At 65.6% G+C, this 16,614-nt stretch carries 16 protein-coding genes; 10 read left to right on the plus strand and 6 right to left on the minus strand.

Features of this window, described 5'->3' with window-relative positions; all coding sequences use genetic code 11:
- Window positions 1-124 precede the first annotated feature (124 nt).
- A complete protein-coding gene (locus ELS24_RS24475) occupies window positions 125-754 on the plus strand; it encodes a nitrogen fixation protein NifQ (RefSeq protein WP_127185578.1) in 630 nt (209 codons plus the stop codon).
- A gap of 27 nt (window positions 755-781) precedes the next feature.
- Here the strand turns inward: ELS24_RS24475 and ELS24_RS24480 are convergent, their stop codons facing one another.
- Window positions 782-2,899: a TonB-dependent receptor gene (locus ELS24_RS24480; RefSeq protein WP_127186449.1), complete on the minus strand. Its 2,118-nt coding sequence runs from the start codon at window positions 2,897-2,899 to the stop codon at window positions 782-784.
- A 175-nt stretch (window positions 2,900-3,074) separates the two neighbouring features.
- Between ELS24_RS24480 and ELS24_RS24485 the strand changes: the two genes are divergently transcribed.
- Both ELS24_RS24485 and ELS24_RS24490 read left to right on the plus strand, forming a co-directional pair.
- A complete protein-coding gene (locus tag ELS24_RS24485; RefSeq protein ID WP_046805159.1) occupies window positions 3,075-3,290 on the plus strand; it encodes a SlyX family protein in 216 nt (71 codons plus the stop codon).
- A gap of 508 nt (window positions 3,291-3,798) precedes the next feature.
- Window positions 3,799-4,155: a DUF4148 domain-containing protein gene (locus tag ELS24_RS24490; RefSeq protein WP_050449909.1), complete on the plus strand. Its 357-nt coding sequence runs from the start codon at window positions 3,799-3,801 to the stop codon at window positions 4,153-4,155.
- Here the strand turns inward: ELS24_RS24490 and ELS24_RS24495 are convergent.
- The gene (locus ELS24_RS24495) at window positions 4,143-4,334 is read right to left on the minus strand and encodes a hypothetical protein (protein WP_127185579.1); all 192 of its coding nucleotides are present in this window, start codon (window positions 4,332-4,334) and stop codon (window positions 4,143-4,145) included. The genes ELS24_RS24490 and ELS24_RS24495 overlap by 13 nt on opposite strands.
- Window positions 4,335-4,350: 16 nt before the next feature.
- On the opposite strand from ELS24_RS24495, the gene ELS24_RS24500 reads away from it, so the two are divergent.
- Window positions 4,351-4,731 (plus strand): hypothetical protein, encoded by a 381-nt coding sequence (locus ELS24_RS24500; RefSeq protein ID WP_050449907.1) that lies wholly within the window; start codon window positions 4,351-4,353, stop codon window positions 4,729-4,731.
- 60 nt (window positions 4,732-4,791) lie between these two features.
- Here the strand turns inward: ELS24_RS24500 and ELS24_RS24505 are convergent, their stop codons facing one another.
- The gene (locus tag ELS24_RS24505; protein ID WP_127185580.1) at window positions 4,792-6,096 is read right to left on the minus strand and encodes an ArgE/DapE family deacylase; all 1,305 of its coding nucleotides are present in this window, start codon (window positions 6,094-6,096) and stop codon (window positions 4,792-4,794) included.
- A gap of 197 nt (window positions 6,097-6,293) precedes the next feature.
- On the opposite strand from ELS24_RS24505, the gene ELS24_RS24510 reads away from it, so the two are divergent.
- Window positions 6,294-7,259: a LysR family transcriptional regulator gene (locus ELS24_RS24510; protein ID WP_050449924.1), complete on the plus strand. Its 966-nt coding sequence runs from the start codon at window positions 6,294-6,296 to the stop codon at window positions 7,257-7,259.
- Between the two features lie 107 nt (window positions 7,260-7,366).
- Here the strand turns inward: ELS24_RS24510 and ELS24_RS24515 are convergent, their stop codons facing one another.
- Window positions 7,367-9,667: an NADP-dependent malic enzyme gene (locus tag ELS24_RS24515; RefSeq protein WP_127185581.1), complete on the minus strand. Its 2,301-nt coding sequence runs from the start codon at window positions 9,665-9,667 to the stop codon at window positions 7,367-7,369.
- Between the two features lie 118 nt (window positions 9,668-9,785).
- Here ELS24_RS24515 and ELS24_RS24520 point away from each other — a divergent pair, with 118 nt between their 5' ends.
- The 3 genes from ELS24_RS24520 (at window position 9,786) to ELS24_RS24530 (ending at window position 12,664) form a co-directional block, all read left to right on the plus strand.
- Window positions 9,786-10,754, plus strand: coding sequence for a LysR substrate-binding domain-containing protein (locus tag ELS24_RS24520; RefSeq protein WP_127185582.1), 969 nt, complete (start codon window positions 9,786-9,788; stop codon window positions 10,752-10,754).
- Between the two features lie 41 nt (window positions 10,755-10,795).
- Window positions 10,796-11,620: an AraC family transcriptional regulator gene (locus ELS24_RS24525; protein ID WP_127185583.1), complete on the plus strand. Its 825-nt coding sequence runs from the start codon at window positions 10,796-10,798 to the stop codon at window positions 11,618-11,620.
- Window positions 11,621-11,752: 132 nt separating this feature from the next.
- The gene (locus tag ELS24_RS24530) at window positions 11,753-12,664 is read left to right on the plus strand and encodes a DMT family transporter (protein ID WP_240669372.1); all 912 of its coding nucleotides are present in this window, start codon (window positions 11,753-11,755) and stop codon (window positions 12,662-12,664) included.
- Window positions 12,665-12,695: 31 nt separating this feature from the next.
- Here the strand turns inward: ELS24_RS24530 and ELS24_RS24535 are convergent, their stop codons facing one another.
- Window positions 12,696-13,172: a MarR family winged helix-turn-helix transcriptional regulator gene (locus ELS24_RS24535; protein ID WP_127185584.1), complete on the minus strand. Its 477-nt coding sequence runs from the start codon at window positions 13,170-13,172 to the stop codon at window positions 12,696-12,698.
- A 188-nt stretch (window positions 13,173-13,360) separates the two neighbouring features.
- On the opposite strand from ELS24_RS24535, the gene ELS24_RS24540 reads away from it, so the two are divergent.
- Window positions 13,361-14,716: an MATE family efflux transporter gene (locus ELS24_RS24540; RefSeq protein ID WP_127186451.1), complete on the plus strand. Its 1,356-nt coding sequence runs from the start codon at window positions 13,361-13,363 to the stop codon at window positions 14,714-14,716.
- Here the strand turns inward: ELS24_RS24540 and ELS24_RS24545 are convergent.
- Complete coding sequence (locus tag ELS24_RS24545) at window positions 14,637-15,599, minus strand: LysR substrate-binding domain-containing protein (RefSeq protein WP_050449899.1); 963 nt, start codon at window positions 15,597-15,599, stop codon at window positions 14,637-14,639. The two genes, ELS24_RS24540 and ELS24_RS24545, sit on opposite strands and share 80 nt — an antisense overlap.
- 241 nt (window positions 15,600-15,840) lie before the next feature.
- Here ELS24_RS24545 and ELS24_RS24550 point away from each other — a divergent pair, with 241 nt between their 5' ends.
- Window positions 15,841-16,611 carry a sulfite exporter TauE/SafE family protein gene (locus ELS24_RS24550; RefSeq protein WP_050449898.1) on the plus strand — a complete coding sequence of 257 codons (771 nt, stop codon included), beginning with the start codon at window positions 15,841-15,843 and terminating at the stop codon, window positions 16,609-16,611.
- The last annotated feature ends 3 nt before the right edge of the window (window positions 16,612-16,614 follow it).

Genomic DNA, 16,614 nt, shown 5'->3' on the forward strand with positions numbered 1-16,614 from the left:
TTCGGGTATGTCCTGAGACGATTTTGTCCACAATATCGCGAGAATTTCATGGCTTTCGTTATATATTTCGCAACATAACGAGTTCATTAACATCAGAATTACTTCAGCGATACCCGCTACCCCTATGGACGCCGTGCTGACCTCTTCTTCCGCCCATGCCGACATCGCCCTGTCGGCCCAGCGGTTTGCCCGCGCCCTGTTGCACCACGCGCCGCCGGGCCACCCAGATGCGGGCTTTTTCGCCACGCTAATCGGCACCAGTCTGGCTCACCACGACCTGGCGCGCAGCGGCCTGTGTCCGAAAGAACTGGCGGATCTGCTGGACTATCTTTTCCCCGACGCCCTTGCGTCCCAGGATGCCAGGCTGGCCGCCTTGGGCCAGCAATTCAGCGCCTATGCCGCGCGTGGCCGGGGCGACCCCCAGCCCGGCTTCACCTTGCTGGTGCGCGTGCTGCTTGAAGCCTACCGCGCCCCCGATACCCCCACCACGCCCTGGGTCACCGGCGTGCTGGTGCATGCCTGCCTGCGCCCCGACCACCTGTGGCGCGACCTGGGCCTGTCCGGCCGTGAAGACCTGACCTTCGTGCTGGCGCGCCACTATCCCGGCCTGGTGATGCGCAACGCGCGCAATCTGCGTTGGAAACAGTTCCTGGCGTACTCGGCTTGCGAGCACGCGGGTCTGCCGCCGTCGGCCGCGCCGGGCTGCTTCCAGTGCGAAGACCACGGCGCCTGCTACGCCAACGGGCCCGACTGAGGGCGGCGCCAGCCGGCGCCCGACCCGCTAGAACCGGTAGGTGGCGCCCAAACCCAGCCCCAGGCTGCGCCCCGCGGCCGGTTCGTAATAACGACCATTGTTTTCGTTGACGATCACCGAGCCTGCGTATTGCCTGTCGAACAGGTTGTCCACACGCGCATAGGCGCTGAGTTCCCAGGCGTCCACCTTCTTGATATAGCCAGCGCTCAAGGCCGCCACGAAGTAGCCGGGCGCGTCCTGGTCATTGGCGTCATTCACATAGATCTTGCTAAGCAGGCGGCCTTCCACCGCGGCCTGCCAACCTTCGGGCGGGGCCCAGGCCAGCGATGCAAACACCGCTTGCCGTGCAATGCCGGGGATTTTGTTGCCCGCGCGGATGCCGCCCGTGCCGTCGTCGGCGTAGCGCGCGTTCAACCAGGTATAGGCAAACTGCGTGCGCCAGTGCGGCGCCAGTTCACCCGACCAACCCAGCTCGAAGCCGTCACGCCGCGTGCGGCCCGCGTTCTGGTATGTGGTGCGCCCGCCCGAACTGCCGGCCGACACAATCTCGTCTTTGGTGCCCATGTGGAACACGGCGGCGGTCAGGAACCCATCCGCCACGCGGGCCTTCATACCGGCTTCCAGGTTGGTGCTGAGCGACGGCGCCAAGCCAAAATTCAAGCCCGGCAAGCCGCCTGGCCGATAAGAGATTTCGTTGAACGTGGGCGTTTCGAACCCGCGTCCATAAGACGCGTACAGGCTGACGTCGGCGCTTGCCGCATAGCGCAGCGCCGCCACCGGCAGGGCCTTGCGGTAGCGCGCCGAGCCGCTGTCGTCGCCGTTGCCGCTTGCCATGTAGTGGTCATTGGAATCAAAGCTGACGGTGCTGTAGCGCAGGCCTGCGTCCAGCGTCCAGCGCGGCGTCATTTGCCAGGACGCTTGCAGGTAAGGGTCGGCGTTGTACACGGTGTTGGTTTCATCGCGGCGCAGCGCGCCCTGCACACCCAATTGCGGGTTGGCCACCGTACCGGTGAAATTCTGATAGCCCTTGCGGTCTTCTCGCATGGCATCGTAGGAAAAGCCGCCCACCAGCGTGAGCGGACGGCCGGCGAAGTCCAGCTCTGATGTCCAGCGCACATCCGCGCCGCCATACTGGCGCGCCAGATCAATGACACCGCCCGCCTGCGTGGGCGCCAGTTGCACGACGGGCGGAATGGATTGGTACTGGGTGGTGTCGCGCTGGCCGTAGTACGCCATCACGCGCAGGGTATTGCGGCTGTCCACCTGCCGTTCATAGACCATGCCGCCTTGCGTCTGGCGCACCGTCTTGCGGGTGTTGTATTGCTCGGCCAGGGGGGCTGCGCGCGGGTCATCCTGAAACTGCTGATACGTCAGGCCCAGTGGGTCCTGCGCTTTCAGGTCCACGCTGTTGACCACGATGGTCAGGCGGCTGGCGTCGTCCAGTTGCAGGCCCAGCTTGGCGTTGGCCAGGTTCTTGCGAGCCGCGCTGTGGTCGCGATAGCCGTCGGTGGTGAAGCGCGTGAGGCCCACCACGTAGTCCACGTCGCCAGCGCTGGGACCGGCCCCCGTGCTGGTGGCGCCGCTGGCTGTTGCGCCATAACGCCAGGTGCCGTAGCTGCCGCCCCAGGCGCTGGCCGACACGGACGGAGGCGCCGCCCCGTCTTCGGTAAAGGCCTGGATCACGCCGCCCGACGAATTACCGTACAGCGCTGAAAACGGCCCGCGCATGACTTCGACCCGGCCCAACGTGGCGATGTCGATATTCGAGGTCTGCCCCTGCCCGTCCGGCATCGTGGCCGGAATGCCGTCCACGTACAGGCGCACACCGCGCACGCCGAAGGTGGACCGCGCGCCAAAGCCACGGCTGGAAATCTGCAGGTCTTGCGCGTAGTTCTGGCGGTTCTGGATCTGCAGGCCCGGCACGCCCGCCAGGCCTTCGGACAGGTTGATCTGCGCCTGGCCCTGGCGCATGCGTACGCCGTCCACCACATCGACCGACGCGGGCGTGTCCAGCACCGACGTGCCCAGGCGCGTGCCAGTCACCACCACCGGCGCCAAGGTGGCGTCGGCTGGCTGTGCCCAGACGCTGTGGTTCAGCGCTGCGGTCAGTGCCGCCGTCAGCACGGCAGTGGGCGCCCCCGGCATCGTGCGCCGCCAGCGCGGGCGCAGGCCCCGGCCGGCGTCGCCAACCCGGATTTCTTTTTGCCACGCAATGCCGTTCCTGATCACCGCCTCCGTCAAATCCGTCTCCCTGTTGAAATGCCTGGCCATTGCCTATGCCATTGGAAATCCGTCATGGGAATAGGTTCTAATAGCCGCCATGGAACCCATGCAAGACATTGAACGCCGCCTGCAAGAGCTGGAAATCAAATCCAGCTTTGCGGATGATCTGTTGGAACAGCTCAACCAGATTATCGTCCGCCAGCAACAGCAGATAGACCGCCTGCAGCGCGAAGTTGCCGACCTGCGCCAGCAGGCGCCTGAAGGCGCCGCGCCCTTTCGCAGCCTGCGCGACGAACTGCCGCCGCACTATTGACGCGGCCGTCGTGAAGCAGCCTTGATGGCGCCGCGCCGCCAATAGCGGTAGCGCAGCAAGCGCCCCAGCCGCTGCAGCGGCGGCACGCGCCGCACCAAACCGATTCCCATCCGCGCAAGCCAACTGAATCTGGCCCGTTGCGTGCGCAAGCTGTCGTCATCCAGCCCTTGCTCGGTACGCATCAGCAAGCCGGGTGCCTGGGCAGTTGCAGCACCTCTGCTTCACGCAGATACAGGAACAAGCCTTCGGCCACCACCAACGTCGGTTTATCGGTGGGTATTCGCGCCATGCAGCTACCCCTATCAAATTTGCCTGCTATCGATTCCATAAATGGAAACTATGCGGAAAATAGAACGATATTCTTCCACTCATGGAAATATCTTTTACGAAGATACGGGTTTATCCCTATTCTTGATCGGCGCAGAATTCAGTCATCGGGAAACAGCAACGAACCACGACGGATAGGCCGCCGGATTCGCCCCCAGGCTCTTGAAATCGGAGATTTACCATGAAGAAGACCCTCGCTACCGCTTTGATGTTGTCCATTGCCGCCCTGAGCGCCGGCGCCTACGCATCAGAAAACACCGAACCCAACGACGTGCCGTTCCAAGGCGTGTACGGCACCCCGTATGAAGGCCCGACCCACGCCCAGGTGCAAACCGAGCTGGTTGCGGCCAAGGCCGCCGGCCTGGTGAGCAACGTTGAACCCAACGATGTGCCGTTCCAAGGTGTGTACGGCGCGCCGCAATCGGGCAAGACCCGCGCCCAGGTGCAAGCCGAACTGGCGACCGCCAAGGCTGCTGGCCTGGTGTCCAACGTGGAACCGAACGACATGCCTTTCGCCGGCGTGTATCAAAGCAACTGATCTGCCCGGCGGCGCGTCGGCAACCCGCCAGCACCGCGCCGCGCAACGATTACCCCCTCCCCTTGTTGTACCTTGGCCGCCTGCTTGCAGGCGGCGTTTTTTTGCCGGCCGCCCTGCGTGGCAAACGCAACGGCTTCGCGTACTATCGGCTCCAGTGCCAATACAAAAATCTGATTCATCAGAAGGGAGCCCATCTTGAAAACCACACGCGTTCTCGCCGCATTGCTCGTTGCAGGCGGCATGTCGGCCACGGCGTTCGCCGCGCCGCCCGTGATGCTGAACAACTCGCTCATCACGCAGATTCCCAAGGGCGACCGGCCCTCGTTTCATGACGCCGTGGCGCAGTCGCTGAACAGCTCGGCCGACGGCCAGCGCACCGAATGGGTCAGCAAGTCACAAGCCAAGCGGGCCGCGCCGATCACCGTGCAACTGACACCCACGCAAACTTCCAAGGTCAAGGACGACCGCGTCTGCCGCTTCCTGGTGGCCGACTTTGCGCGCACCAGCACCACCGAGACATGGAAGTTCTGGTTCTGCAAGCAGCCCGACGGCACCTGGAAAGCCAGCAGCACCTGAAGCCCGCGTCAACAACAATGCCCCCTCGGGGCATTGTTCTTTGCGGCCACGCAGTGGCTATCAAGGCAATGGCTGCACGCCGCACCATTGCGCAATGAACAGTGCGATGGTCTTGGTGATCAAGCGCAACGATTCCAGGTGCACGCGCTCGTCGAACCCATGAATGTCCAGGGACTTTGGCCCATAGACCAAGGTGGGCATGTCGCCGTAGATGACGAACACGCGGGCGTCCAGATAGCCCGGCGTGGTGAAGGTCTGCAAGTCGCTCTGGAACGCCTGGCGATGGCAATCGCGCAAGGTGTTTTCGGCGTCGGAGCCTTCTTCCAGCACGTAGCCTTCAGCATAGAAGCCCGTGTACGAGACTTGGGGCGGCGTGCCGCCCAGGCGTGCATCCGCCACGGCATCACGCAGGCAGGCGTCGATCTCGGCGCGCGCCTCGTCGGCGCTTGTGCCCGGATAGATGGCGGCGCGCACATCGAACTCGCACCAGGGCGGCACGGTTGACGGCCAGTCGCCGCCCGCGATCTTGCCGATGTTGAAGTTGATGGGATGGTCCAGGTGCTCAAAGTGCCGGTGGCAGTGGTGCTGCGCGTTCCACTTGGCCTCCAGGCGGCGCAGCGCTTCGATGGTGGCATAGGCCGCGTCGATGGCGTTGAAGCCGTTGGCCATTTCGCGCGTGTGCGTGGGATGCCCCTGCACGCGCACCTTAAACCACAACACGCCGACGTTGGCGCGCACCAGCATGTTTTCTTCGGGCTCGGGAATTAGCACCGCGTCGGCCTGGTAGCCCCGCAACAGCGCGGCCAGCGCGCCATTGCCCGTGCATTCCTCTTCAACCACCGACTGGAAATAAATGGGCGCCGCCGGCGCGTAGCCCGCCGCGCGCAAGGCGTCATAGGCGAACAGGTTGGCGGCCAGGCCAGCCTTCATGTCGGCGGCGCCGCGGCCATACATCCAGCCGTCGACGATCGCCGGGTCCCAGGGCGAGCGGCTCCACATTTCCCGCGGCCCCGTCGGCACCACATCCACGTGCCCGTTCAGGATGAGCGAGCGCCCGGTGTGGACCTCGGGCCGGTAGGTGCCCACCACATTGAACGCGTTCTCGTACGACACCGTGACCGGCCCAAACCCCGGATGCGAACGGATGTCTTCCACGTCAATCTTCCAGCGGTCCATGGCAAAGCCGCGCTGGCGCATCGCTTCGTACAGGAAGTCCTGCGCGGTGTGCTCTTGCTCGCGCAGCGAGGGAAAGCGCACCAGGTCCTGCGTGAAAGCCAGTTGCGCATCGAAGTGCGCGTCAACGGCTTGCAGAATGCGGCGCGTCTGTTCCTGGGTCAGCGGCGCGGGCGCCATTGCGTTGTCCATGATGTGTCCTTGAGCGTGAAAGAAATGGCGGTGCCTGGGGCTTTATCGCCCGCCCCTTTCCCCCGCGTCAATTTCCGTTTTCTTATCACCGACTTAAGTAGGATTAATGTTGAAATAGACCAGCGGCGGCTGTGAGAACATTCGCCCAGCGCCGCCCAACATCCCTTACCGATCAACATGCCATGACAGAAAAATCCATGACGACCGCCGCTCTTCCGCGCGTGGGTGAACGGCTGGATTGGAATCTTCTTCGTACTTTTTTGGTGATTGCAGAAGAGCGCAGCATTAGCGGTGCTGCTATCAAGCTGCACTTGACGCAGTCGGCGGTCAGCCAGGCCTTGCGCCGTCTGGAAGCGCAGCTGGACCGCAGGTTGATCGAACGGCATCACGCCAAGTTCGCCATCACGCGGGCCGGCGAAGAGGTGCGCCAGGCCGCGCTGGCCATACACGCAAGCGTGTCGCAACTGCTCAGCGACGTGGCGCAAGCCGAAGAGCAAACGGTGGGCCGCGTGCATCTGCTGGTGGCCAGCCGCATCCATTCGGCGGTGTATGACGATTTTTGGGCGCGCTTTCATCGCGCGCACCCGCGTATTGAAGTGCAGTTGGACGTGCTGCCCAGCAGCGAGATCGTGAACGTCTTGCAGCAGCGGGCCGCCACGGCGGGCATCGCGCTATGCCGGCAGATTCCCAAGCGTCTGGACCACAAGCTGTTCCTGCAGCAGCGCTATGCCATGTTCTGCGGCAAGAACCACCCGCTGTTCGGGCGCGCCGACATTCGCATGGAAGACCTGTTGAACGAGAACTTTGTGTCTTTCGCCAGTGACGCCTTGGGCGACAGCCTGTCGCCGCTGACCATCTTTCGCGACCAACGCGGGTTTTCAGGCAGCATCGTCGCCACGTCTTCGCAGCACGACGAGGTAAAACGCCTGCTGGTGGCCGGCTTTGGCATCGGCTGCCTGCCGGAACACAGCGTCGAGGCCGATCTTGCCGAAGGCCGCTTGTGGCGCTTGCCGCCAGGCGAAGGCGTGTGCGCGGCAGACCTGCACCTGCTTTGGCATGGGGATGCACACCGCAGCGCGGCCGAAGACCTGTTCATCGCGGCCTTGCGCGACCACATCGACAACTATTCGCTGCCGCAGCGGCTGCTGCCCGTTCTGCCTTGAACTCAGGCGCGCGCCTTGGACGTACGCACGAAAAAACGCCCCGGTAGCGGCACGCGTGTGCAGCTACCGGGGCGTTGATCCTTGCCGGACGCGTTACGCGCGTCGCGTCAGGCAGCCGTTTCCACGCGATTCGCGTCCAACACGGTCATGGCCGTCATGTTGATGATGCGACGCACCGTGGAACTGGAGGTCAGGATGTGCACCGGCGCGTTCGCGCCCAGCAGGATCGGGCCGACCGCCACGTTGCCGCCCGCGGCCGTCTTGAGCAGGTTGTAGGCGATGTTGCCCGCGTCCACGTTCGGGCACACCAGCAGATTGGCCTCGCCCTTCAGGGTGGACGACGGCAGGATGCGCATGCGCAGCGCTTCGTCCAGCGCGCAGTCGCCGTGCATTTCGCCATCCACTTCCAGATCGGGCGCGGCTTCGCGCACCAGCTCCAGCGCCTGCCGCATCTTGGCGCCCGAGGCCGAGCTGCCGGAACCAAAGTTCGAACGCGACAGCAAGGCCACTTTCGGCGCCAGATTCATGCGGGCCATTTCCTGCGCCGCCATCACCGTGAATTCAGCGATCTGTTCGGCCGTGGGTTCATCGTTGACGTGCGTGTCCACCAACACCACCGTGCGCTCGTTGAGCAGCAGGATGTTCATGGCGGCATACACGTTGGCGTCCGGACGGCGGCCAATCACTTCATCCACGAAACGCAGGTGGTCGTGATAGGCGCCCACGGTGCCGCAGACCATGCCGTCGGCGTCGCCCAGGTGCACCATCATCGCGCCGATCAGGGTCAGGCGGCGGCGCATTTCCACGCGCGCCATTTCCTTGGTGATGCCACGGCGGCACATCAGTTCCCAGTAGGTGGTCCAGTACTGATGGAAGCGTTCGTCGTATTCCGGGTTGGTGACTTCAACGTCTTCACCCAGACGCAGGCGCAAGCCGAATTTCTCGATGCGCGACAGCAGCACGGCGGGCCGGCCCACCAGAATGGGGCGCGCCAGGCCTTCGTCAACCACCACCTGCACCGCGCGCAGCACGCGTTCGTCTTCGCCTTCGGTGAAGACGATGCGCGCCTTGCCACCACCGCGCACAATGCGCTTGGCCGCCGAGAACAACGGCTTCATGAACGCGCCCGAGTGGTACACGAACTGCTGCAGCTGTTCTTCGTAGGCTTCCAGATCGGCCAGCGGGCGCGTGGCCACGCCGCCGTCCATGGCGGCCTTGGCCACCGCCGGGGCGATGCGCACGATCAGGCGCGGGTCGAACGGCTTGGGGATCAGGTATTCGGGGCCGAACGAAATGTCATAGGTGCCGTAGGCGGCGGCGACGACTTCGTTCTGTTCTTCTTCGGCCAGTTTGGCGATGGCGTGCACCGCCGCCATTTCCATTTCGCGCGTGATGGTGGTGGCGCCCACGTCCAGCGCACCCCGGAAGATGTACGGGAAGCACAGCACGTTGTTGACCTGGTTCGGGTAGTCAGACCGGCCCGTGGCCATGACCACGTCGTCGCGCACGCCGTGGGCCACTTCCGGCAGGATTTCGGGCGTGGGGTTGGCCAGCGCCAGGATCAGCGGACGCGGCCCCATGGTGGCAACCATTTCCGGCTTGAGCACGCCGCCGGCAGACAGGCCCAGGAACACGTCGGCGTTCTGGATCACCTCGGCCAGCTTGCGGGCATCCGTCTTCTGCGCAAAGCGCGCCTTGTCCGGGTCCATCAGTTCGGTGCGGCCTTCATAGACCACGCCTTCGATGTCGGTCACCCAGATGTTTTCCAGCGGCAGGCCCAGATCCACCATCAGGTCCAGGCAAGCCAGGGCGGCAGCGCCCGCGCCGGACGTCACCACCTTGACGGTCTTGATGTCCTTGCCCACGACTTTCAGGCCGTTGATGAACGCCGCCGACACCGTGATGGCGGTGCCGTGCTGGTCGTCGTGGAAGACCGGAATCTTCATGCGTTCACGCAGCTTGCGTTCCACGGTAAAGCATTCCGGCGCCTTGATGTCTTCCAGGTTGATGCCGCCAAACGTGGCTTCAAGACCCGCGATGATTTCCACCAGCTTGTCCGGGTCGGTCTCGTTGATTTCGATGTCGAAGACATCCAGGCCGGCAAACTTCTTGAACAGCACCGCCTTGCCTTCCATGACCGGCTTGGAAGCCAGCGCGCCGATATTGCCCAGGCCCAGCACCGCCGTGCCGTTGGTGATCACGCCCACCAGGTTGCCGCGCGCGGTGTAGCGATAGACATTGGCCGGATCGGCCACGATTTCTTCGCAGGCCGACGCCACGCCCGGCGAATAGGCCAGCGCCAGATCGCGCTGGTTGACGAGCGGCTTGGAGGCCACCACTGAAATCTTCCCCGGGGTGGGGAACTCGTGATAGTCCAGTGCTGCCTGGCGGTCGGAGGGCGAGTTCATGTGGCGGTAGCCTCGTTGGTAGGGGTGATGTGAATATGGGAAAAATTCTAGGCGGACAGGCATAAGGTGATGATTCGGATTTAATATCGTCCCATTACCTTTACCTTATGACCTGTCTATGACGGCCTTTGACCCGGATGCCGTTATCCGGAAATTGACCTCGCGGCTGAAGATGCGCCACCTGATGCTGCTGCTGAAAATCGAGCAGCACGGATCCCTGACCCGGGTGGCCGAGCACATGGCGACCAGCCAGCCAGCCGTGACGAACGCCCTGGCCGAACTGGAAAGCATGTTCGACGTGCCGCTGTTCGACCGCTCTGTCCGGGGCATGACGCCGACGCCTTTGGGCGCGGTGGTGCTGACGCGCGCGCGCGGGCTGGTCCACGACCTGGGTCATCTGGTGCAGGAAATGGAGGCCGTGGCGGCGGGCCATGCCGCCCATCTGCATATCGGCGTCATTCCGTTTGTGTCGGGCCAGATGCTGTCGGCCGCCATCAGCCGTACCCTGCCGCAAGGGCGGCGCATCACCGCCACCATCCACGAAGGCCAGGGCCCCGCCCTGCTGCGCCAACTGCGCGACCACACGCTGGATATCGTGGTGGGCTGGGCTACGCCGTCGGTGGACCTGAGCAATATCGATTTTGAAGTGCTCTACCACCAGCAACCCCGCCTGATCGCCAGCCGGCGCCTGGCGGCGCGGCTGGGGCGTTCGCGACTGGAATGGAACCGGCTGGCGGACCTGGACTGGATTCTGGGCACGCCCGGCAGCCCCATCCGCGAACAGGTGGCCGATATTTTCCTGCGCGCGGGCCTGGCGCCGCCCCCGCCTTCGGTGCAAAGCGATTCGTCCAAGCTGATCGGTGAAATGATCGTCGCCAGCGATCGCGCCGTGTCGATTCTGCCGGCCGATATCGCCGATGAACTGGTACGAATTGCCGGCGCGGCCATCGTGCCCTATTCGTTTGACTGGACCTTGCCGCCGATCTCGCTGTTTACCCGCGCCGACGGCCTGCGGCGCAATGTGGACGCGCTCTTTGCGTCCGCCCTGCGCGAGGTGTATACCAAGGGAGCCCGGCCCGCGACCTGAACCACGCCCCCTTTCAGCCCACGTTTTCCCGTCCCACGCCCATGCCTTCCGGCCAATTCCTGATGCATCGCAGCGCGCTTGCCGGCGTGCAGGCGGTGGCTGCACGCAGCCGCCACGCCTTTGCCCGGCACACGCATGACCAGTTCGGCATTGGCGTGATGCGCCAGGGCGCGCAGGTGTCGCACAGCGGACGCGGCCAGGTCCGCGCCGGCCCGGGCCACGTCATCACCGTCAACCCAGGCGAGGTGCATGACGGCGTGCCCATCGGCGACACGCCGCGTGCCTGGCAGATGCTGTACCTGGACCCGGACGTGGTGGCGCAGGCGGCAAACGACTTGGCCAAGGATGGCTACGCGGGTGCCTGCTACGAATTCGAACACCCCGCGCAACACCAACCCGCCTTGGCGCGCGACGTTCTGGCGTTGTACTCGCACGCCATTGGCGCCGCCGCGCCCTTGGCCTGTGACGCGCTGTTGCTGCGCATTCTGGTGCAAGCGCGCGGCGACGGCGGCCGCTGGCGCGTGGCAGCGGCAGGCCCTGGCATGCCCGCCGGCATCCGCCACGCGCGCAGCCTGATCGACGATGCCCCCGCCGCCACGCTGTCGCTTGCCGACCTGGCGGCCGCCTGCGGGCTTAGCCGATATCAGACGTTGCGCGCCTTTGCCCGCGCCACCGGCATGACGCCGCACGCGTATCAAATTCAACGGCGCCTGCTGCTGGCGCGCCAATTGATCCGGCGCGGCATGACGCTGGCCGACGCCGCCGCCGCCAGCGGCTTTGCCGACCAAAGCCACATGACGCGGCTGTTCGTTCGCACCTACGGCGTATCGCCTGGCTGCTACGCCATGGCGGCGCGCCTGGCCTGAACCTGGGGGCTGGGGCTGGGCTGGGGCTGCGACTGATTTGAAGCGATACCGGCACTGGCCCGCTGCAATTTCGTTCAAGACCGGCTGCGTCCACGCGTCCTACGCTGCGTGTTTTCCACGCAGGGCACGGCAATGGGCACGCACCAACGAATGTGGGGGTATGGCTTTCTGGCGGCAGCCATGGCGCTGGTGGGCAGCACCGTCATCGCCAGCAAGATCATCGGGGCCGGCATACCGCCCTTTACCGCCACCGCACTGCGGTTCGCCATCGCGCTGCCCTGCTTCGCCTTGTTGATGGCGGCCACCGGCGCGCGCCTGCCGCGTCTGCAAAAGCGCGATTGGCTGCTGCTGGCGGCGCAGGCCATTGCCGGCAGCGTGGGCTATACAACGCTGCTGATCGCCGGCTTGCAGCGCGCCTCGGCGGTGGACGGCGGCATCATCCTGGGCACCTTGCCGCTGGTATCCGCGGCCATCGCCGTGCTGGTGCTGGGCGAACGCCCTGGCAAGGGCACGTGGGCCGCCATCGCGATGGCGGCCGCCGGTGTGTGGCTCATGGCGCACGAGGGCGCGCGCGCGGATCGCGCCACGTCGTGGACCGGCAATGTCTTGATGCTGGGCGCCGTGGTGTGCGAAGGGCTGTTCATCCTGCTCAACAAGCGCTTGCGCGTGGCCGTGCCGCCGCTGGCGCTGTCAACCGTGATGGCAGGGTTTGGTCTGGCGTTTTCGGCGCTGGCCAGCGTGGCCGAATCGCCTTGGACGCTGAGCTTGTCCGCCGACGCGATGCTGGCGGTGGGCTATTACGCGCTGGTGCCCACGGTGGGCGGATTTCTACTTTGGTACGCGGGCGCAGCGCGGGTGCGCGGGTCGGAAGCAGCGCTGTTCACCGCGCTGGCGCCCGTGTGCGCGGTGCTGTTGGCCACCAGCGTATTGGGCGAAACGGTCAGGCTTGTCCAGGCCGTCGGCATGGCTTGCGTGCTGGGCGGCGTGCTGATGCAGGCGCTGGCCGCGCAGCGTGGCCGCCAGCCGCGAGTCAATCGACGCTGAACGCCGAGCCCTGCGCCCTACGCACCCGCCGCTAGCCGCGGCTGAAGGCCAGCGCGAACTCGTCAGAGAAAATATCGGCCAGCGCATGCCGCAACGCAGCGGCGCGCTCTGCGCCGTAGGCCGCTTCAAAACGGCGCTGCGCGTCTTTCCACAGGCGTTTGGACTCGGCCAGCTTGGCGCGGCCAGCCTCGGTCAGCGCCACGCGGCGGCTGCGGCGGTCGTGCTCGTCGCGCGACATTGCCACATAACCGTCGCGTTCCAGCGGCTTCAGGTTGTGGGCCAAGGCCGAGCGGTCCAGCACCAGCGCACGCGCCAGATCGGTCATGGACGGCGTGCCGGCCCGGGCAATGTGAATCAGGATGGAATGCTGCGACACCTTCAAGCCGCAGGGGGCAAGCACCGTGTCATACAACTGCGACACGCGCCGGGTCGCCTTGCGCAAGGCGGCGCCGTTGCAGACCAGCGGGTCCGTGACGGTAGCGAGGGCAGAGGGTTGGACGTCGGACATGGCGGCAGGCAAAGGTCAGAGAAGGTCATTACCCTACTGCCGGGTCGGGCGCGCGTCCAGCCCATTATTGACAGATGCTGGCATATGCACGTAAATTTTATCGCACTCCATTCCAGCCTACGCTCATGTCAGCCAGCCCCCCGTCGCCGTCCCCCGCGGCAAGCGCCGCCAACGCGCGTCTGCAAGCCATGCTTGATGCGCCGATTGCGCCCACGCTGGCCCGCCTGGCCTGGCCCAATATATTGATGATGTCGGCGCAGTCCGCCACCAGCTTGATCGAAACCTGGTTTCTGGCGCGCCTGGGCACGTCAGTGCTGGCTGGCGTGGCGCTGGTGGTGCCGGTGGTGTTCCTGATGGGCAATATGTCGCAAGGCGCCATGGGCGGCGGCATTTCGGCGGCGGTGGCGCGGGCGCTGGGCGGCGGGCGCCAACAGGAAGCAGACCAACTGGTGCTGCACGCCGTGGTACTGAACGCCATCTTGGGCATGCTTTTCTGTGTGCTGATGCTGGCGTTCGGGCCGCAGTTGTATCGCGCGCTGGGTGCACAAGGCGAAGCGCTGGACGCGGCGCTGGCGTATTCCAACGTGATCTTCGGCGGCATCGTGTTGATGTGGCTGATGAATGCATTCGCCAGTGTCATCCGGGGCACCGGCAACATGCTGGTGCCGGGCGCGGTGATCTGTGGCGGGGCCTTGCTGCTGGTCCCCTTGTCGCCCTGCCTGATCTTCGGATGGGGGCCGTTTCCGGCATTGGGCGTGGCGGGCGGCGGCTGGGCGCTGGTCATCTATTACGGCGTGGGCGCGCTGATCCTGGGCATCTACTGCGCCAGCGGCCGCAACCCCGCGCGGCTGGTCGCCAGCCGCCTGCACGGGAACCTGATGCGCAGCATTCTTAGCGTGGGTGCACTGGCAACGCTGAACCCGCTGTTGACCAATGCCCTGGTGGCGCTGACGGCGGCTTTGGTCGGCGCCTATGCCGGCACCGCGGCGGTGGCGGGTTACGGCATCGCCGTGCGCCTGGAATATCTGCTGATGCCCATTGCCTTCGGCCTGGGGGCGCCCATGGTCGCGATGGTGGCGTCCAACATCGGCGCGGGGCGGCCCGAACGCGCCATGCGCATTGCCTTGACCGGCGGCGCCATGGCCTTCGTGCTGGCTGAAACCATCGGGATCGCGGCGGCGTGCTTTCCCGAAGCATGGTTGCGGCTTTTCGGCGCCGAAGACCACATGCTGCAAGCCGGCGCCGACTACCTGCGTACCGTCGGTCCGGTGTATGGATTTTTTGCGCTGGGGTTTTCGATGTACTTCGCCTCGCAAGGCGCGGGGCGCTTGAAGTGGCCCCTGGTGGCCGGATGCCTGCGCCTTGTGACGGCGGTGGGCGCGGGCGCCATCGCGCTGCACTTGACCGGATCGCTGACGGTGTTCTTTTCAGTCGCGGCCGTGGCGATGTGTCTGTATGGCCTGATCATTCTGGCCGCGGTCGCTTCCGGCTCGTGGTTCGCGCCGGCGCGTCAGCCCCAGGCCCACCCCGTGGCGCGCTCCTAGGCGGGGCATCACGCAGCGCGTACGCCACCAGTTCGGCGGCATACGCCGGCAGCGCGTCGCGCACGCACAGCACTAGGTCGCGCGCGGCCCAGGCATCGGCCAACGCCACGCGCTGCACGCCCGCCGCCCGCCCCAGGCGCATGGCCGCCACGCGCGGCACGATGGCGATGCCCACGCCCTGCCCCACCATCCGGCACACCGCATCAAAGCCGCGCAAGCGCACCCGGTACGACAAGGTCTTGCCGCCGCGCCGCGCATGATGCGCAATGTGGTCCTGCAAGGCGCTGCCCTCGGTCAGCCCCACGAAGTCCTCGTGCGCCACCTCGCTTAGCGTGACAGCCGGCCGCCGCGCCAACGCATGGCCGCGCGGCACGATCACCGCCAGCGGATCATGGCGAAACGTCTGGGTATGCAGGCCGTGCAGGTCGGCCGAGTCCGCCAGCACGCCGATATCGCAGATGCCCGCGCGCAAGGCGTCGGCAATATCCAGGCTGGGCTTTTCTTCCAGGTCCACCGACACGCGGGGATGGTCACGCAGAAATTCGCCCAGCACGGGCGGCAGGTATTCGCTGAGGGCGGTGGTGTTGCACAGCACGCGCACATGCCCTTTCAGGCCGTGGCCAAAGTGGTCGAGTTCGCCGCGCATGCGGTCGATCTGCGCCAGCACCACGCGCGCATGGTGCGCCAGCGTCTGCCCGGCAGGCGTGAGTTCGACGCCGCGAGGCGCGCGCAGCAAGAGCGGCACGCCCAGGTCCCCTTCCATGCCCCGGATGCGTTCGCTGGCCGAGGCCAGCGTCATATGCGTGCGTCTGGCGCCCGCCGTGATGGAACCCGCTTCCTGCACATGGAGAAAGAGACGAAGGTCGGTCAGGTCGAATCGCATGCGGCCAGCGTAGCACGCCACCCTATGGCACAGCCATAGGATGCCTATGCAATATCCCGATGCCGCTGGGGCCGCGAACCCGCGCAGAATTCGTCTATCGATAACTTCAAACACCCTATCCAATGACGAATCCCACTCCATGCCGGCATTTCAGCGCGCTGCACTCTTGCCGTGCCGAGCACAAGCTATTCGTCGCCACTATCAGGCCAGACCATAGCCTGGGCGCGCACGGGGTGGCGCCATGACGGCGATGGATCTCTTGCCTGGCGGCACCCCGGCAATACTGGCCGCCACCGTAGCCGTGTTCATCCTGGCCGGCGTGGTCAAGGGCGTGGTGGGCTTGGGGCTGCCCACCATTTCGATGGCGATGCTGGCCTTGGTGATGGCGCCCGCGCAAGCCGCCGCCTTGCTGATCGTGCCGTCCTTGGTCACCAACCTGTGGCAGGCGCGGCCCTGGCCCACGCTGCCGCCTACCCTGCGCCGCATCGGCGCCCTGCAGCTTGGTGTCTGCGTGGGCACGCTGGCGGGTGCGATGTGGCTGGGCGCGCCCAGCGGGCGTTGGGCCGGTGTGTGCCTGGGGCTGGCGCTTATCGCCTATGCCGGCTGGGGCCTGTTCGGCTCGCCGCCCAAGGTGCCACGCCGGCACGAACACGTGCTGGGCGCGTTGGTGGGCGCGATCACCGGCGTGATCACGGCGGCCACCGGGGTGTTCGTGATTCCCGCCGTGCCCTTCCTGCAAGCCTTGAACCTGGGCAGGGACGGCTTGATCCAGGCCATGGGCGTGTCATTCACGGTGTCCACCGTGGCGCTGGCGGCGGGCCTGTGGCTCAACGGCGGCTATAGCCCGGCCGCCGCTGGCGCCTCCGTGCTGATGCTGCTGCCCGCGTTGGCCGGCATGGCGCTGGGGCAGTGGCTGCGGGGCAAACTGTCGGCCAGCACGTTCAAGCTTTGCTTCATGATCAGCCTGGCCTTGTTGGGCGGCTGGCAAGTGGCGCAAGGCTTGACGGGGTAGGCC

The organism is Achromobacter spanius (genome assembly GCF_003994415.1).
Lineage (GTDB): Bacteria > Pseudomonadota > Gammaproteobacteria > Burkholderiales > Burkholderiaceae_B > Achromobacter > Achromobacter spanius_C.

What these genes read in the sequence shown, in the direction of transcription:
- ELS24_RS24545 (WP_050449899.1), bottom strand. Translation starts at nt 15,599, where the DNA reads ATGCGATTCGACCTGACCGACCTTCGTCTCTTTCTCCATGTGCAGGAA.
- ELS24_RS24540 (WP_127186451.1), top strand. Translation starts at nt 13,361, where the DNA reads ATGCTTGATGCGCCGATTGCGCCCACGCTGGCCCGCCTGGCCTGGCCC.
- ELS24_RS24515 (WP_127185581.1), bottom strand. Translation starts at nt 9,667, where the DNA reads ATGAACTCGCCCTCCGACCGCCAGGCAGCACTGGACTATCACGAGTTC.
- ELS24_RS24510 (WP_050449924.1), top strand. Translation starts at nt 6,294, where the DNA reads ATGACGACCGCCGCTCTTCCGCGCGTGGGTGAACGGCTGGATTGGAAT.
- ELS24_RS24505 (WP_127185580.1), bottom strand. Translation starts at nt 6,096, where the DNA reads ATGGACAACGCAATGGCGCCCGCGCCGCTGACCCAGGAACAGACGCGC.
- ELS24_RS24520 (WP_127185582.1), top strand. Translation starts at nt 9,786, where the DNA reads ATGACGGCCTTTGACCCGGATGCCGTTATCCGGAAATTGACCTCGCGG.
- ELS24_RS24535 (WP_127185584.1), bottom strand. Translation starts at nt 13,172, where the DNA reads ATGTCCGACGTCCAACCCTCTGCCCTCGCTACCGTCACGGACCCGCTG.
- ELS24_RS24485 (WP_046805159.1), top strand. Translation starts at nt 3,075, where the DNA reads ATGGAACCCATGCAAGACATTGAACGCCGCCTGCAAGAGCTGGAAATC.
- ELS24_RS24530 (WP_240669372.1), top strand. Translation starts at nt 11,753, where the DNA reads ATGGGCACGCACCAACGAATGTGGGGGTATGGCTTTCTGGCGGCAGCC.
- ELS24_RS24495 (WP_127185579.1), bottom strand. Translation starts at nt 4,334, where the DNA reads ATGAATCAGATTTTTGTATTGGCACTGGAGCCGATAGTACGCGAAGCC.
- ELS24_RS24490 (WP_050449909.1), top strand. Translation starts at nt 3,799, where the DNA reads ATGAAGAAGACCCTCGCTACCGCTTTGATGTTGTCCATTGCCGCCCTG.
- ELS24_RS24475 (WP_127185578.1), top strand. Translation starts at nt 125, where the DNA reads ATGGACGCCGTGCTGACCTCTTCTTCCGCCCATGCCGACATCGCCCTG.
- ELS24_RS24480 (WP_127186449.1), bottom strand. Translation starts at nt 2,899, where the DNA reads ATGCCGGGGGCGCCCACTGCCGTGCTGACGGCGGCACTGACCGCAGCG.
- ELS24_RS24550 (WP_050449898.1), top strand. Translation starts at nt 15,841, where the DNA reads ATGACGGCGATGGATCTCTTGCCTGGCGGCACCCCGGCAATACTGGCC.
- ELS24_RS24525 (WP_127185583.1), top strand. Translation starts at nt 10,796, where the DNA reads ATGCCTTCCGGCCAATTCCTGATGCATCGCAGCGCGCTTGCCGGCGTG.